Here is a 13,623-nt window from a genome sequence, read left to right as displayed (position 1 = left end):
CGTCAGTCGTCCAACCGGACCCGGACCGACACCGAACCGCGGTCGGTGCGAGTCGCCACCGCGTGGCCGGTGCGGTCCCGCCCGTCGAGACCCACCAGGGTGATCGCGCCGCCCTCGCCAAGGAAGTTGCGCCACCAGTTCTTCTTCTCGGGCATGCCGACGGGGATGGTCAGCGACTCGCCGGAGCGGCGGTAGCCAACCGGGATCTCGAAGGTCTTGCCGGATTTGCGCCCCACGTAACGGATCTCGACGAGGCCACGGCGCACCAGACGTCCCAGGATTGGAGCGTTCATCACCGCGACCGCCAGGCCGTTGACCGCGCGAACGAACACGTTGTCCGAGAAGCCCCGTCTGCCTTGACCCGTCATCTAGATCTTGCCCCCCGGGAACATCGTCTTGACGGCCTGCGTGATGGTCTGACGGGCGGCCTCCGCGCTGACGGGCTGCAGCGAGCTGATCGCCATCAGGTACCGCCGGTCGGGTCCGATGGCGCCAGTGGAGACGTGCAGCTGGTTGGCGCCGCTCCAACAGCAGAACCACCCTTGCTTGACCGCCACCGTCTCGGCGTACAAGCCGTCGGGAATGCCGAACCGTTGCGGATATCCGTCGGTTCCCGTCGGCGTCGACTGCGCCAGATTGGTCATGATGACGGTCGCCTGCTCGGGCGGCAGCCCACCGGTTCCGTCCAACAGCTTCGAGTAGTAGCGGACGAGATCGCTTGCGGTGCTTTGCGTGACGTCCCAGTGACCGTTGTAGGGCGCCACCGTGCTTGTCAGCCCGTACCGGGCGACCACACGTCCGATGATGGCGTTCCCGCCGTCTCGGTCCCAAAAGTTCTGCGCCGCAGTGTCATCCGATGACCGCAGCATGATGTCGAGGGACTTGCGGTCGGCGTCCGAGAGTTGGGCCTTGCCGTCGGCCACCTGCTTGAGCAGGTCGTCGGCGATGAACAGCTTCACGACCGACGCGATCGGGAACGGCGCGTTGCTTCCATTGGAGACGATCTGGCCGGTGTCGCGGTCCATCACCACGGTCTCGATGTCCGCGCCGGCATCTGAGGCGTCGGCGGTGGCCTGACGCACCCGAGCGTCGAGGCCCTCCAGGGGGGCCGAATTCACCGCGGGCGGGGCTTGGGGGAGTGCCGGGCTGGAGACCGGCGGATCGGGCTGCGTGGCAACGGGCGGGGGCGAACCCCAGACTCGGGCCTCGCAACCGTTCACGAGCAGCGCCGCCACGCAGACGGTGACCACCTTCGTGATCATCAGCTTCCCGAGCCGCTGACCCATGACGCCCCCTTCGAGAGATCGTGACCGTTGGAGGCGACGCTGCGACCACCGATCCCGCCAGCCTAATCGGCCGGACCGTCAGGCGGTGGCCCTGCAGTTCGCCTCCCTATGGGCCGACGGGTGCGACGACGTGCCGCCGCTCGTGGTCGAAGACCACGTCGGTGCGTACCCCGGCAACCTCGCGTCTCTTGGTCAGGGAGTCGAGAACGAAGTCGCGCAGCGCTTGCGTTGAGGGCACCGCAACGTGGACGAGGACGTCCTCGGCGCCGGTGGTGACGAACACCTGCAAGGTCTCCGGCAGCGTGAGCACGAAGTTACGGAACCCCAACACCACCTCTCGGGATTGGGGGCGCAGCCGCACCGTGATCATCGCCTGCACGGGCCGCCCCAACCGGGCCGGGTCGACCACGAAGTGCACACCCGCCAGCACCCCGCTCTGCCTCAGCGCACGGACTCGTTCCAAGGTGGTGGACGGGGAGACGCCGAGTTGGGCGGCGAGGTCGCGGTTGCTGCGTCGACCATCCGCCTGCAAGGCGGCCACGATCGCCCCATCTAATTCGTCCACGCCGCCATCGTCACACGGCTTGTCGAATTAAGTTCGGCGAACGTGTCGAACAGGGCAGTGAAAATCTAATCTGGCCGACATGAGCGAACTAACGATGCCCGCCGACGGTCAACAGCGAATCCCTCGGCTGGCCACCAAGATCGCCGTCATCCTCGACGAGGACCTCCCGACGTGGCAGAAACTCAACGTGACGGCGTTCCTGTCCAGCGGAATCGCGGCGACCGCGTCCGACGCGATCGGCGAACGTTATGAAGACGCCGACGGCAACGAGTACGCGCCGATGTTCGGTCAGCCCGTCATGGTGTTCGGCGCTGACAAGGCACGCCTACTCCGTACCTTGAACCGGGCGATGGACCGCGGCGTGACGCCGGCGATCTTCACCATGGACTTATTCGGCACCGGCGACGACGACGCCAACCGGGCCGCCGTGGGGGCCGTCCGACGCGTCGAATTGGACATCGCAGGGCTGGCGATCCGTGCCGAACGCAAGGTCGTGGACAAGGTCGTCGACGGGCTCAGGCTTCATCGCTGACGGCGGGGCGCGAGCGCCCGCGCGGCGCCGCCGACCGGGGTGGTCTCGACCGCAGGTGGTCGCGGGCCGCCGTCATCATGTCGCCGAGGGCGTCGACGTCGCGCTCGTCGAGGGCGTCGAACAGCAGCTCGCGCACCACGCCGACGTGACCGGGCAGCACGCTGGCGACCCGAGCCCGCCCCTCGTCGGTGACCTCGACCACCGTCGCGCGCTGATCATCCGGTGAGCTCGCGCGGGTGATGAGCCCCTCCTTCTCGAGCAGACCGGCCTGATGGGTGAGTCCGGAGCGGCTGTAGACGACGCCGTCGGCGAGTTCGGTCATCGTCAGAGGGCGGTCAGAGTCCGCCAGCTTCGCCAGGATCTCGAACTGGACGTAGCTCAGACCGCCCTCGTCCTGCAGCTGCCGTCGCACCTCGTACTGCAGGAGGCTCACCACCTCCATCAGCGCGAAATACGCCCTGAGCTGCGCAGGATTGAGCGATTCGGGCACGACGACATCTTAGTGATCGATGCTCGCGGTGTGGCTGCCGTCGGGCACGAGGATGGTCTTGCCGTGCAGCCGGCCGGCGTCGGAGGCGGCATGAACGGCCGCGGACTCGGCGAGCGGACGGCGCTGGGCCACCTCGACGTGTAGCCGACCGGTGTCCACCCGGCCGACCAACTCGGCGAGCTGGGCGGCGTCGCTGCGAACGAAGACCCGCTGGGTGCGCACCCGACGCCCCGGGTTCGCCGGACCGGGCACCATCGTGCCGACGTGGAAACCTCCGTCGGCGACGAGCCCGACGAGGGCCTCGGTCTGGTCGTCGGTGGTCGAGACGAGGTTGAGCACCACGTCGAAGGGCGCACCGTCCACGGCCAGCGGTGACTGTGCGTAGTCGACGTAGTCCACGATCCGGTCGGCCCCGTAGTGGCGCAGGCGGTCGGCGTCGCGCTCCCTGGCGGTGGCGGTGACGATCGCACCGGCTTGCTTGGCCAGTTGCACCGCGTAACCGCCCACCGCACCCGACGCCCCGTTGACCAGTATCGACTGACCCCTGGTGAGCCCGGCGATCTCGAAGAGCGACTGCCAGGCCGTGAGCGCCGCCTCGGGCAACGCGGCAGCGTCAGCCAAGTCCACCGTCGTCGGTGCCGCGGCCAGCGAATCGGCGGGAGCGAGTGCGAACTCCGCGGCGGCGCCGTCGGCGTCCAGCGGCAGGAAGGCCGCCACCGCGTCACCGACGTTCCAGCCGTCGACGCCGTCGCCCAGCTCGGCGACGGTTCCGGAGACGTCGACGCCGGGGACGTGCGGGAAGGTGATCGCGTACACCTCGGCGAGGTAGCCGCCCCGGATGCCCGCGTCAACGGGGTTGAACGAGGTGGCAGCCACCTCGATCAGGACTTCGCCGTGGCCGGGAACCGGCCGAGGGGCGTCCTCGTAGGCGAGCACGTCGCTGTCGCCGTAGCGGTGGAAGCGGATGGCCTTCATGATGTCCTCCTTCGTCGAGTGCTTCGAATGTGAAGCAGTTACGAAAAGGAGAACTCCTTCGATGTCGAAGTAATTCCCGTGGCGTCAGAGCTGGCCGGGGATCCAGTTCGTTCCGGCGAGCGGCACCCGGGCCATCGCCGAGGCTTCGACCGTGAGGGCGACGAGGTCCTCGGGCTCGAGGTTGCGTAGGTGCGACTTGCCGCACGCGCGCGCCAGCGTCTGCGCCTCCATGGTCAACACCCGCAGGTAGTTGGCCAGCCGCCGTCCGCCGGCAATCGGATCCAAGTTCTTCGCCAACTCCGGGTCCTGGGTCGTGATGCCCGCGGGATCGCGGCCCGCCTGGAAGTCGTCGTAGAAGCCTGCCGCAGAACCCAGTTCGTCGTACTGCTTCGCGAAGCGAGGACTGTTGTCGCCCAATGCGATCAACGCTGCAGTACCGATGGCGACGGCGTCGGCACCCAGTGCCATCGCCTTGGCGACGTCGGCGCCGCTACGAATTCCGCCCGAGACGATCAACTGCACCGAGCGGTGCACGCCCATTTCCTGCAGCGCCTGCACGGCCTGCGGGATGGCGGCGAGTGTCGGAATGCCGACGTGCTCGATGAAGACCTCCTGGGTCGCCGCGGTGCCGCCCTGCATCCCGTCGACTACGACGACGTCGGCTCCGGCCTTCACCGCGAGTTTGACGTCGTAGTACGTCCTCGTCGCGCCGACCTTCACGTAGATCGGCTTTTCCCAATTGGTGATCTCACGCAGTTCGAGGATCTTGATGGCGAGATCGTCGGGCCCGGTCCAGTCGGGATGACGGCAGGCGCTGCGCTGGTCGACGCCCATGGGCAACGTCCGCATCCCCGCCACGCGCTCGGTGATCTTCTGTCCCAACAGCATTCCGCCACCACCAGGCTTGGCGCCCTGGCCGAGGACGATCTCGATCGCGTCGGCCTTGCGAAGGTCCACCGGGTTCATGCCGTATCGGGACGGCAGATACTGGTACACGAGGTGCTTGGACTGCCCGCGTTCCTCGGGTGTCATCCCACCGTCGCCGGTCGTGGTGGACGTGCCCACCTCGCTGGCGCCGCGCCCGAGCGCCTCCTTGGCCTGGCCGGACAGCGCCCCGAAGCTCATGCCCGCGATGGTGATCGGAATGTCCAGGTGCAGAGGGAACTTCGCGTGCATGTCACCGAGCACGACGTCGGTCTCGCACTTCTCGCGGTAACCCTCGAGCGGGTACCGCGACACCGAGGCGCCCAGGAACAGCAGGTCGTCGAAGTGGGGAAGCTTGCGCTTGGCACCCCACCCCCGAATGTCGTAGATGCCGGTCTCGGCAGCGCGCTGGATCTCGGCGATCACGCCTCGATCGAAGGTGGCGGACTCGCGCGGCGGCGTCGAGGGGTTGGGTGTCGTCATGACCGGGCTCTCCTAGTACGCACTGGCGTTGTCGACGTGGAAGTTGTAGAGCCGGCGGGCGGACCCGTACCGGGTGAACTCATCGGCGTCGTGGGTCATCCCGGCGGACTCGAGCAGCTGCGAGAGTTCGGCGAGGTGTTCCTCGCGCATCTCCTTCTTGACGCAGTCCGCGCCCAGTGACGCCACGGTGCCGCGGACGTAGAGCCGCGCCTCGTAGATCGAATCTCCCAGGGCCTCACCGGCGTCGCCGCAGACGACCATACGTCCGGCCTGACCCATGAAGGCGCTCATGTGGCCCACGTTGCCGCCGACGACGACGTCGACGCCCTTCATCGAAATACCGCAGCGCGCAGCGGCATTGCCGTCGATCACCAGGAGTCCGCCGTGGGCGGTCGCCCCAGCCGACTGCGACGCGTCGCCGGTCACGTGCACGCGCCCCGACATCATGTTCTCCGCCACCCCCACACCGGCGTTGCCGTTGACCGTGACGGTGGCCTTCTGATTCATGCCGGCGCAGTAGTAGCCGACGTGGCCGTCGACGACGACCTCGAGCTCGGCGTCCAGGCCGCAGGCCAAGGCGTGTGCGCCGTCGGGGTGGGTGATGGTCAGCCGCTTCGGCGCACCGGGGGAGCTCAGCAATTCGTTGACCTCGCGGGTGCTCGACGTCCGCAGGTCGACCACGCCGTTGGTCGTCGGGGTCGTCGTGCTCACTGTCGGTGCCATGCGTAGACCTCTTCAGGCTCGGGTTCGAAGATGCGGGCGGTGTCGATGCCGGGGAGGTGCGCGAGCGCACGGTATTCCGAGGCCATCGCCACCCAGCGGTCGGTCTCGGCGACGATCGCCGGCTTGCAGGCGATGGCGTCGCGGACGACCGCGAACGAGTCGCTGGTCGACACCAACAACGTGTAGAAGCCGTCGAACGTCTCGTTGAGCATCAGCAGGGCCTTCTCCAGGTCGGCCCCCTCGGCGAGCTGCTTGGCGACGTACCGCGCCCCGACTTCGGTGTCGTTCTCGCTGTCGAAGACCACTCCCGCCCGCTCGAGGTCGTGCTTGATCGACATGTGATTGGAGAAGGATCCGTTGTGCACCAGGCACTGATCCGGACCAACCGCGAACGGATGGGACCCCTCGGCCGTGACGGCCGACTCGGTGGCCATCCTGGTGTGGGCGACGCCCTGCCAGCCGCTGGCCGCGCGCAGGCCGAAGCGGTCGGCGAGTTCGGTGGGATTGCCCATTCCCTTGAGGACGGTCAGGTGCTCACCGAAGCCGATCACCCGCGCGGTGGGCACCGCGGAGCGGACCGCGGCGGTCAGTGCGTCGGTCGGCACCGGGGCGTGCACCACGATGGTCGGGTCCAGGTCGTGTCCGGTGACCGGCGCGCCGAGCGCGACGCCAAGCTGCTCGGCGAGTTCGGTTGCGGCGAGCGGCGAGTCGAGTAGCGAAACGGTCGATTCACCCTCCGGCGACCAGGTGGGGTCGCCGTAGACCGCCATCCCGGCGGAGTCGGGCCCTCGATCGCACATCGCGTCCAACATGCCGGACAGCAGTGCGCCCAACTGGGGATGGAGCGTGGCGTCGCGCAGGTGAAGTCCGACGATTCCACACATGGAATGCCTCCTCGATGAGTTGGGGTCAGAACGCGGTCTAGAAGGAGGTGAGGTAGCGGTCGATCTCCCAGGAGGAGACCGTGTTGTGCCACTCGAAGAACTCTTCGCGCTTGCACGTCGCGAAGTACTCGGCCACGCCGGGTCCGGCGACGTCCAGTGCTGCGGTCAACACCGGATCGGCTTCGAAGGCGTCCATCGCGTGCAGCAGTGTCATCGGCAGCATCTCGCTGGGGGAGTCGCCCGTACCGGGCTTGCCGGGGTGCAGGCCGCGGCGCACGCCGTCGAGGCCTGCGGCGATGGCGCCCGCGGCGGCGAGGTACGGGTTGGCCGAACCGTCGCCGCCACGCAGTTCGACGCGGTGATGGTCCGGGACTCGAAGGTAGTGCGTGCGGTCGTTGCCGCCGTACGTGGCGTAGCGCGGTGACCACGTGGCCCCGCTGGTCGTCGCCGTGGCCCCGGTGCGCTTGTAGGAGTTGACCGTTGGTGCAATCAAGCCTTGGAGCGCGCACGCATGTTCGAGGATGCCTGCCACGAAGGCGTAGGCCGTGCTGGACAACCCGAGCCCGAGTGCGTCATCGGAGTCGGGGAAGACCGCACCGTCGTCGTTCCAGAGGGACAGGTGCATGTGCAGTCCGCTGCCGGTGCGGGTGGTGAAGGGCTTCGGCATGAACGTTGCCTGCATGCCGCGCTTCTCGGCCACCACCGACAGCAGATACCGCAGCGTGATGACCCGGTCGGCGGTGGTCATGGCGTCGGCGTAGTCGAAGTTCTGCTCGAACTGGCCGTTGCCGTCTTCGTGGTCGTTGGCGTAGTTGCCCCACCCGAGTGCGTTCATCGCCGCGGAGATCTCGGTGAGGTGGTCGTACATGCGGGTGACGTCGCGCGCGTCGTAACAGGGCATGGCGCTGGTGTCGCTGCGGTCGGCGGTGACCAGCTCGCCGTCGACGCGGTTGACGAGGAAGTACTCGATCTCGGCGCCGACGTTGACGGTGTAGCCCATCTCCGCGGCCCGACGGAGCTGCTCCCGGAGGATGATTCGCGGTGCGAAGGGCCATGGCTTGCCGTCGACGTGCGGGTCGCAGTGCACGATGGCCAGGCCGGGCTTGATGAACGGGATCGGGGTGAACGACGCCACATCGGCACGCGCGATGAGGTCGGAGTCCTTCGGCTGCTGACCCATGTAGCCCGCGGCGTACCCGGCGAACCCCACCCCGTCGGCTTCGAGTTGCTCGACCGCCTCGATCGGGACGAGCTTGGCGCAGGGCTTGCCCGACAGGGTGACGAACAGGGCGAGGATGAAGGTGGTGCTGCTGGCCCGCGCCACCTCCGAGAGGGTCTGCGCCCGCTGGCCGTTCAGGGATGGCGGGGCCACCGACGCCGTCGCATTGCGTGTCTCGACGCCGACTTCGGTCTGGGTCATCGCATTTCTCCTGCGCCCTCGTAGGGATGGAGGCTGAACAGCAAGTCGCCTTCGGCGAATCGCGAGTAACGGAAGTCGTCGGCGTCGACGTTGGGCAGTGTGGTCGTGCCGTCGACCAGCAGGTCGGCCACGAGCTTCCCGACTGCCGGCGAAATCTTGAAGCCGTGGCCGGAGAACCCGGTTGCGAGGAAGAGTCCGTCGACCGGAGAGGGACCGATGATCGGGTTGTAGTCCGGGGTGACGTCATAGGCGCCGACATAGCTGCCCGTGATCCGCGGATCGGGCATGTCGGGCAGTCGATGGGCGAGCTTGACGACGTTCTTCTCGATGGCGTCGTCGTCGGCGCGGTTGACGTACCGGTCGGGGTCGACGAACTCCGGAGTCTGGTGATCGGAATTGCCCATCAGCAGTTCACCGTTGGGCTCACGGCAGATGTACTGCAGCGCAGCCAGATCGGAGAGCACCGGAACCTCGGGAGTGGGAACACCCTGGTCGACCAGGACGAGTTGCGCCCGCTGAGCCTTGACGTCGAGTTCGACCCCGGCGCCTGCGGCGAGGGTTGGAGCCCAGGGGCCGTTGGCGAGGATGACGTGCTCGGCGTGAATCTGGGATCCGTCGGCCACCTGCACCCCGTAGACCGATCCGCCGCTGTCCGTCAGCAATTCGGTGACGGTGGTGCCCTGGCGGATGGTGACGCCCATCTTGCGCGCAGTCGCGGCGAAGGCCATGCCCGTCATGTAGGCCTCTCCGCGACCGCCGAGGGGTTCGTAGGCGAACCGGGCGAAGTCGTCGAGGTGAAGTCCCGGCCATAGCTCGGCCACCGTGTCGTGGTCGACGAAGTCGGTCGTGATGCCCAGTCCCTGCATCATGGCGACGGTGGCCTCGAGGGGCTTGACGTTGTCGTCGCCGACCCCGACCAGGTAGCCGCACTGCCGGAAGGACATGTCGTCACCGAAGATCTCGGTGGCGTGGGTGAACACGTCGATGCCGTACCACGACATCGCGGCCAGCGACGGCGTGCCGTAATGGCAGCGCACGACCCCACTGGACTTGGCGGTCATGCCCGAGCACAGGGTGTCGCGCTCGAGGACCACGACGTCGGTCTCGCCGTGGTCAGCGAGCGAGTAGGCGATGGACAGGCCCTCGAGACCGCCCCCGACGATCAGGAAGGTGGTGGTGTCTGGCACGTGGTCCTCGCGATGATTCGTGTTTCCGTACAGGAGTCACCGTAACCTAGCATTAGACCCGTCGGTGCGCATCTCAGCCGTGCAGGTGCCACGAGACGCCACGTCGTTTCACGACGCGCTCTGTCGTTTCTGGGCGTTAGACCAGTCCGCCGGGGTGAGTCTGCGGTCGGTCAGAACTCCGATTCGTCGGGGTACGCGGTGATGGCCAGGAATCTGATGGGCAGACGGACCAATTCGTGTGGGCCGTGCAAGCCCTCGCCGTCGAGCAGGAGGGAATCGCCAGGCCGGAGCGTGTACTCCGACTCCCCGTGGCCGTAGACCATCACGCCCTCGAGCATGTAGAGCATCTCGGTTCCGGCATGCTGAAAGAGGGGGAAGACCTCGCTCGCGTCGGTGAGGGTCACCAGCACTGGTTCGAGCCGTTTGTGCTGTCCCCGAAGCGCGCCCAGCAGCTCGTAGTGATGACCGATGCGCGTCCCGCGCCCCACGATGACCGCACCGTGCCCCGATTCCACGAACACTGCTTCGCGTTCGGTGTCGGCGCCACGGAACAAGGACGTCACGGGAACGTCGAGGCCCGAGGCCAATCGCGCCAGTGTGTTGAGGCTGCACGACGTCTGGGCATTCTCGATCTTGGACAGCATGGCCTTCGAGATGCCCACCTTGGCCGCCATGTCGCCGACGGACAAACCAGTCGAACGACGAAGTGCACGAACACGTTTGGCGATGACCTTCTCGAGATCCACGCCCGTCGGAGTGTCGCGCGGGACCTCACGCGCGACCGGGGCGGGATCCCCGGTGTCGCGGTGCTCGTCGACGGAATCAGTGCTCGTCATCGGCGAAGTCTATAAGCCGGGTGCGGACCGCGACGTGAGGCAAGGTGTCGGTCAGGACCTCACGGGTGGATGTTCCACTGGCCGACGTCCGAGGCCATGACGTCGTTGACGTCGACCTCGAGCCCGCCCACCACGGGGCCAGGATTGGACGCGGTGCTCACGATGCGCTGGTAGAGGACTGCGGCGGGATAGATCTGTCCGCGGGACCATGACCTGGTCTGCCACGCCCAGACGTGCCCGGGTGAGGACGAATTGCCGATGACGCGGTCGGCGGCCGCCCACTGGCACGGGTTGACGCCACCGTAGATGCCGGTGCGTTGCACGCCGATCACCGAGTTGATGCCGCGAAACCACTGCAGCGCCACCGTGTTCCACGTCTCACGGTCGATATCGTCGTCGACGCTGAAGAAGATCGGCGCGCTCTGGCCGCCGCCCGCCGCGGTGTGCAGTTGCCAGGCCACCCGTGCGTCCTGAACCCCGCCGGCGTAGCCGCGCGTGAAGTCCGACGGTGCCGTGCCGCCCGGCTTGCCGTACTGGTAGTTGCTGACGATCACGAGCCCGGCCGCGTTCAACGACTTGGCGTAGGGCAGCGTGATCGGCTTGGCGCCGAAGCTGGATCCTGGTCGCGAGGTGGAGACGTAGTTGATGACTCCGGCGTGCCCGGCGGCGCGAATGTCCTGGGCCGGGATCTGACGCATGGCGTAGTCGATGAGCGTGGGCGCGGCCGCCGACGCGGCGGGCGAGAGTGCGCCCGCCGCAGCGCCGAGACCAGCCAGGGCGGATGCCGCCGTGGCGTAACGGAGTGCATCCCGGCGCGAGACCCCGTGAGGTCGCCGAGGACCGGTGGGGCCCGGCGAGTCCAGCATGCGGCGATGTTACCAATGTGACTGATGTTGATCGTGAAACGAACGGTTGGTCGTGTCGGAGGTGTCGACCGGGCGTTCGGCGCCGATCAGTCGCGGGTGAAATGCTCAACGAGCACGTCCAGGCGCGCCGCGTCGTGGCCGGCACGGAGCCGGTTCGTGCGGGTCAGGATCACCAGGCCGTGCAGTGCAGCCCAGAACACCTCGGTCAACGAGTCGACGTCCGGGCCGCCCGTGGCGGCCTGGACGGCCTCGCTCAGCGCGGCGAACGCGGCCTCCAACTGGGGCGCGGCGTCGTCGGCGGCGAATCCGAGGGCGGTCGCTCGCAAGAACATCGCGTCGTAGACCGCGGGGTGCTCGCCCGCGAAGTCCAGATAGGCACGGGCGACTCGGCGCAGGGCATCGGCGGCCGGTCCGCTCGCGGAATTGGCCGCGCGCAGGCTGTCGGCGAGTTCCCCAAAGCCGTCGAGCGCGACGGCGGCGGCGATCTGCTCCATGCCGCTGAAGTGCTTGTAGAGCACGGGTTGGCTGTACTCGATCTCCGTGGACAGGCGCCGCGTGGTGACGGCGTCCCAGCCCTCTGCCTCAGCCAACGCTCGGGCCGTGGTGACGATCAACTGCCGGCGCGCGGCGCGTTCACGTTCCCGTCGGTCGTCGCTGGGCATGCCCGAGGTTATCACAGCTAGATCCGCTAGCGGCGCTATTGACAGCACTCCCGACGCGGGGTTAGCGTCGCTAACGTCAAGAGTCTGTGTCGAAGGAGTCCCTCTGATGTCCATCACCACCACCATCGCCTACGTCCTGGCCGGAGCCCTTGCGGCCGCGATCATCGCCATCGGACTGCGTTTCCTCGTCGCGCCCCGCGTGGCCGCCGCCGGGTACGGGGTGTCACCGGACGTCGCCGACGAATCGGTGCGGGCCTACCTAAGCGTCAAGGGCGTGCGCGACATCGCCACCGGTCTTTTCGTCGCCATCCTCCTGGTCAACGGTGCCACTCATCTGGCCGGGTGGATCATGTTGGCGGCGATCGTCATTCCGATTGCCGATGCCGTCATCGTGCTCCGCAGCGGCGGCGCCAAGGCGATCGCCTACGGCGTCCACGTAGGCACCGCCGCCGTCATGCTCGTCACGGCGGCGCTGCTGCTCCTCGCCTGACGTCAGTGGCGAGGCGTGAGCATGCCCTTGGCGGCGCGAAGCACCGACTCCGACGCGGTCCCGGTGGAACCGGCCGAATAGGGCGGTCGAGGGTCGTACTCGATGATCAATTGAACGGCCTGAGTCGTCTGGTCACCGGCGATGCGGCCGGCCAACACGAGTGCGGCGTCGATACCCGCCGAGACGCCGGCGCCGATGAGGTACTTGCCGTCGACGACGACGCGATCCTCGGTTGGCGTGGCGCCGAACTGCGGCAGTTGATTCACCGCGCCCCAGTGGGTGGTGGCGCGACGGCCCCGCAGAAGCCCTGCCGCGCCGAGGATCAGCGAGCCGGTGCAGACCGACATCGTCCACGCCGTGTGCTCGTCGACCGCCCGAAGCCACGCGTGAAGGGGTCCGTCGGCCATCTGGTCTATCTGGCCGGGGCCACCACCGATGACGACGACGTCGGGCCGGGTGACCGCATCGAGGCCCGCCACGGCGTCGATCGACAGACTGCCCAGGTCATTACAGATGAGGCCGGGTTCCTCGGCGACGAACACGATCTCGGCGCCAGGGAGCCTGCCGAGCACTTCGTAGGGACCGACGACGTCGAGCGCGGTGAATCCGGGGTAGAGCACGATGGCGATCTGCACGGAGAAACTCCATCCCTTCGACGCGGCGATGCGGTCAGGAGGCCTGGACGAGACGCAGCCAGACCTCTTGGCAAGTCTGCCGTGCGGCGTCGAGGTCGGCCACCGAGATCTTCGACGCCTGGTAGAAGCTGCGCTCGATCATCCAGCACAGCGCGCGACCCAGTGCCGGCGCGTCACCGGGGCCGTCACCGGTCGGCACGCCGCCGCGGCGGAGGACGTCGGTGATGGCCTCGACGAAGACGTTGGCGGTGTCGGTCCACAGTCGGTCGATCTCGGGGACGCTGGATCCCAGGTCGACGGCGACGCGCATCACCGGACCGTGCTGGCGCCACAACTGCGCCGTACGCTCCAGCGCGGTGGCGATGACCTCGTCGACCGGTGCGGTGTTCGACAGCGCCGCCCCCGACTTCTCCTGTAGCGCTTGGGTGGTGCGCGCCACCAGGGCGGTCGTCACGTCCTGCTTGGAGGCGAAGTAGAAGTACAGTGCGCCGCGGGTGACGCCGGCCGACTCGGCGATGTCGGCCACGGTCATGCCCGTGTACCCCTTCGTCGCCAGCAGGGCCTCGGCGCTGTCGAGGATCTGCTCCTCGCGAAGATCGCCCTTGCGCGGGGTCGCGGTGCGGCGCGACGGCCAGGACTTCGTCATCGTCAGCACCTTATCGAAG

Annotated in this window: 17 protein-coding genes; 2 read left to right on the top strand and 15 right to left on the bottom strand. The window is 67.7% G+C overall.

What is annotated here, in order from left to right; all coding sequences use genetic code 11:
• Positions 1–2: 2 nt before the first annotated feature.
• The 3 genes from H7K45_RS07865 to H7K45_RS31450 all read right to left on the bottom strand — a co-directional run bounded on the left by H7K45_RS07865 (position 3) and on the right by H7K45_RS31450 (position 1,851).
• The gene (locus H7K45_RS07865; RefSeq protein ID WP_263995231.1) at positions 3–368 is read right to left on the bottom strand and encodes a hypothetical protein; all 366 of its coding nucleotides are present in this window, start codon (positions 366–368) and stop codon (positions 3–5) included.
• A complete protein-coding gene (locus H7K45_RS07860) occupies positions 369–1,286 on the bottom strand; it encodes a serine hydrolase (RefSeq protein ID WP_263995230.1) in 918 nt (305 codons plus the stop codon).
• A gap of 106 nt (positions 1,287–1,392) precedes the next feature.
• On the bottom strand, positions 1,393–1,851 hold the full coding sequence (locus tag H7K45_RS31450) for an Lrp/AsnC family transcriptional regulator (protein ID WP_263995229.1): 459 nt from the start codon (positions 1,849–1,851) through the stop codon (positions 1,393–1,395).
• Between the two features lie 79 nt (positions 1,852–1,930).
• On the opposite strand from H7K45_RS31450, the gene H7K45_RS07850 reads away from it, so the two are divergent.
• Complete coding sequence (locus tag H7K45_RS07850) at positions 1,931–2,383, top strand: DUF2000 domain-containing protein (protein ID WP_263995228.1); 453 nt, start codon at positions 1,931–1,933, stop codon at positions 2,381–2,383.
• Here the strand turns inward: H7K45_RS07850 and H7K45_RS07845 are convergent.
• From H7K45_RS07845 to H7K45_RS07800, 10 genes are all read right to left on the bottom strand, one after another.
• Positions 2,367–2,873 carry a MarR family winged helix-turn-helix transcriptional regulator gene (locus H7K45_RS07845; RefSeq protein WP_263995227.1) on the bottom strand — a complete coding sequence of 169 codons (507 nt, stop codon included), beginning with the start codon at positions 2,871–2,873 and terminating at the stop codon, positions 2,367–2,369. The genes H7K45_RS07850 and H7K45_RS07845 overlap by 17 nt on opposite strands.
• Before the next feature lie 9 nt (positions 2,874–2,882).
• The gene (locus H7K45_RS07840) at positions 2,883–3,848 is read right to left on the bottom strand and encodes an NADP-dependent oxidoreductase (RefSeq protein WP_263995226.1); all 966 of its coding nucleotides are present in this window, start codon (positions 3,846–3,848) and stop codon (positions 2,883–2,885) included.
• A gap of 84 nt (positions 3,849–3,932) precedes the next feature.
• Entirely contained in the window at positions 3,933–5,255 is a 1,323-nt protein-coding gene (locus tag H7K45_RS07835; protein ID WP_263995225.1) for an FMN-binding glutamate synthase family protein, read from the bottom strand.
• Positions 5,256–5,267: 12 nt separating this feature from the next.
• The gene (locus H7K45_RS07830) at positions 5,268–5,978 is read right to left on the bottom strand and encodes a protein glxC (RefSeq protein WP_263995224.1); all 711 of its coding nucleotides are present in this window, start codon (positions 5,976–5,978) and stop codon (positions 5,268–5,270) included.
• Complete coding sequence (locus H7K45_RS07825) at positions 5,963–6,862, bottom strand: class II glutamine amidotransferase (RefSeq protein WP_263995223.1); 900 nt, start codon at positions 6,860–6,862, stop codon at positions 5,963–5,965. The genes H7K45_RS07830 and H7K45_RS07825 overlap by 16 nt, the downstream gene beginning before the upstream one ends.
• A 37-nt stretch (positions 6,863–6,899) precedes the next feature.
• Positions 6,900–8,282: a type III glutamate--ammonia ligase gene (glnT, locus tag H7K45_RS07820; RefSeq protein WP_263995222.1), complete on the bottom strand. Its 1,383-nt coding sequence runs from the start codon at positions 8,280–8,282 to the stop codon at positions 6,900–6,902.
• Positions 8,279–9,469, bottom strand: coding sequence for an NAD(P)/FAD-dependent oxidoreductase (locus H7K45_RS07815; RefSeq protein WP_263995221.1), 1,191 nt, complete (start codon positions 9,467–9,469; stop codon positions 8,279–8,281). Before H7K45_RS07815 ends, glnT begins: the two co-directional genes overlap by 4 nt.
• Before the next feature lie 170 nt (positions 9,470–9,639).
• A complete protein-coding gene (locus H7K45_RS07810) occupies positions 9,640–10,305 on the bottom strand; it encodes a helix-turn-helix domain-containing protein (RefSeq protein ID WP_263995220.1) in 666 nt (221 codons plus the stop codon).
• A gap of 59 nt (positions 10,306–10,364) precedes the next feature.
• Positions 10,365–11,171 (bottom strand): DUF1906 domain-containing protein, encoded by an 807-nt coding sequence (locus H7K45_RS07805; RefSeq protein WP_263995219.1) that lies wholly within the window; start codon positions 11,169–11,171, stop codon positions 10,365–10,367.
• A gap of 86 nt (positions 11,172–11,257) precedes the next feature.
• Positions 11,258–11,833 (bottom strand): TetR/AcrR family transcriptional regulator, encoded by a 576-nt coding sequence (locus tag H7K45_RS07800; RefSeq protein WP_263995218.1) that lies wholly within the window; start codon positions 11,831–11,833, stop codon positions 11,258–11,260.
• 106 nt (positions 11,834–11,939) lie between these two features.
• On the opposite strand from H7K45_RS07800, the gene H7K45_RS07795 reads away from it, so the two are divergent.
• Positions 11,940–12,323, top strand: coding sequence for a DUF4267 domain-containing protein (locus tag H7K45_RS07795; RefSeq protein WP_263995217.1), 384 nt, complete (start codon positions 11,940–11,942; stop codon positions 12,321–12,323).
• A gap of 2 nt (positions 12,324–12,325) precedes the next feature.
• On the opposite strand, the gene H7K45_RS07790 is transcribed toward H7K45_RS07795, so the two are convergent.
• The gene (locus H7K45_RS07790; protein ID WP_263995216.1) at positions 12,326–12,958 is read right to left on the bottom strand and encodes a DJ-1/PfpI family protein; all 633 of its coding nucleotides are present in this window, start codon (positions 12,956–12,958) and stop codon (positions 12,326–12,328) included.
• 34 nt (positions 12,959–12,992) lie between these two features.
• Entirely contained in the window at positions 12,993–13,604 is a 612-nt protein-coding gene (locus H7K45_RS07785; RefSeq protein WP_263995215.1) for a TetR/AcrR family transcriptional regulator, read from the bottom strand.
• Positions 13,605–13,623 lie beyond the last annotated feature (19 nt).

The organism is Mycobacterium yunnanensis, assembly GCF_025823185.1.
GTDB lineage: Bacteria > Actinomycetota > Actinomycetes > Mycobacteriales > Mycobacteriaceae > Mycobacterium > Mycobacterium yunnanensis.
Note: the sequence above shows the minus strand (reverse complement) of the source record. Positions and strands in the feature narration are given on the sequence as shown.

Bases quoted from the DNA above. Each gene is read 5' to 3' on its own strand.
- H7K45_RS07850 (WP_263995228.1), top strand. From the start codon at position 1,931: ATGAGCGAACTAACGATGCCCGCCGACGGTCAACAGCGAATCCCTCGG.
- H7K45_RS07830 (WP_263995224.1), bottom strand. From the start codon at position 5,978: ATGGCACCGACAGTGAGCACGACGACCCCGACGACCAACGGCGTGGTC.
- H7K45_RS07860 (WP_263995230.1), bottom strand. From the start codon at position 1,286: ATGGGTCAGCGGCTCGGGAAGCTGATGATCACGAAGGTGGTCACCGTC.
- H7K45_RS07785 (WP_263995215.1), bottom strand. From the start codon at position 13,604: ATGACGAAGTCCTGGCCGTCGCGCCGCACCGCGACCCCGCGCAAGGGC.
- H7K45_RS07840 (WP_263995226.1), bottom strand. From the start codon at position 3,848: ATGAAGGCCATCCGCTTCCACCGCTACGGCGACAGCGACGTGCTCGCC.
- glnT (WP_263995222.1), bottom strand. From the start codon at position 8,282: ATGACCCAGACCGAAGTCGGCGTCGAGACACGCAATGCGACGGCGTCG.
- H7K45_RS07810 (WP_263995220.1), bottom strand. From the start codon at position 10,305: ATGACGAGCACTGATTCCGTCGACGAGCACCGCGACACCGGGGATCCC.
- H7K45_RS07825 (WP_263995223.1), bottom strand. From the start codon at position 6,862: ATGTGTGGAATCGTCGGACTTCACCTGCGCGACGCCACGCTCCATCCC.
- H7K45_RS07805 (WP_263995219.1), bottom strand. From the start codon at position 11,171: ATGCTGGACTCGCCGGGCCCCACCGGTCCTCGGCGACCTCACGGGGTC.
- H7K45_RS07795 (WP_263995217.1), top strand. From the start codon at position 11,940: ATGTCCATCACCACCACCATCGCCTACGTCCTGGCCGGAGCCCTTGCG.
- H7K45_RS07800 (WP_263995218.1), bottom strand. From the start codon at position 11,833: ATGCCCAGCGACGACCGACGGGAACGTGAACGCGCCGCGCGCCGGCAG.
- H7K45_RS07865 (WP_263995231.1), bottom strand. From the start codon at position 368: ATGACGGGTCAAGGCAGACGGGGCTTCTCGGACAACGTGTTCGTTCGC.
- H7K45_RS07835 (WP_263995225.1), bottom strand. From the start codon at position 5,255: ATGACGACACCCAACCCCTCGACGCCGCCGCGCGAGTCCGCCACCTTC.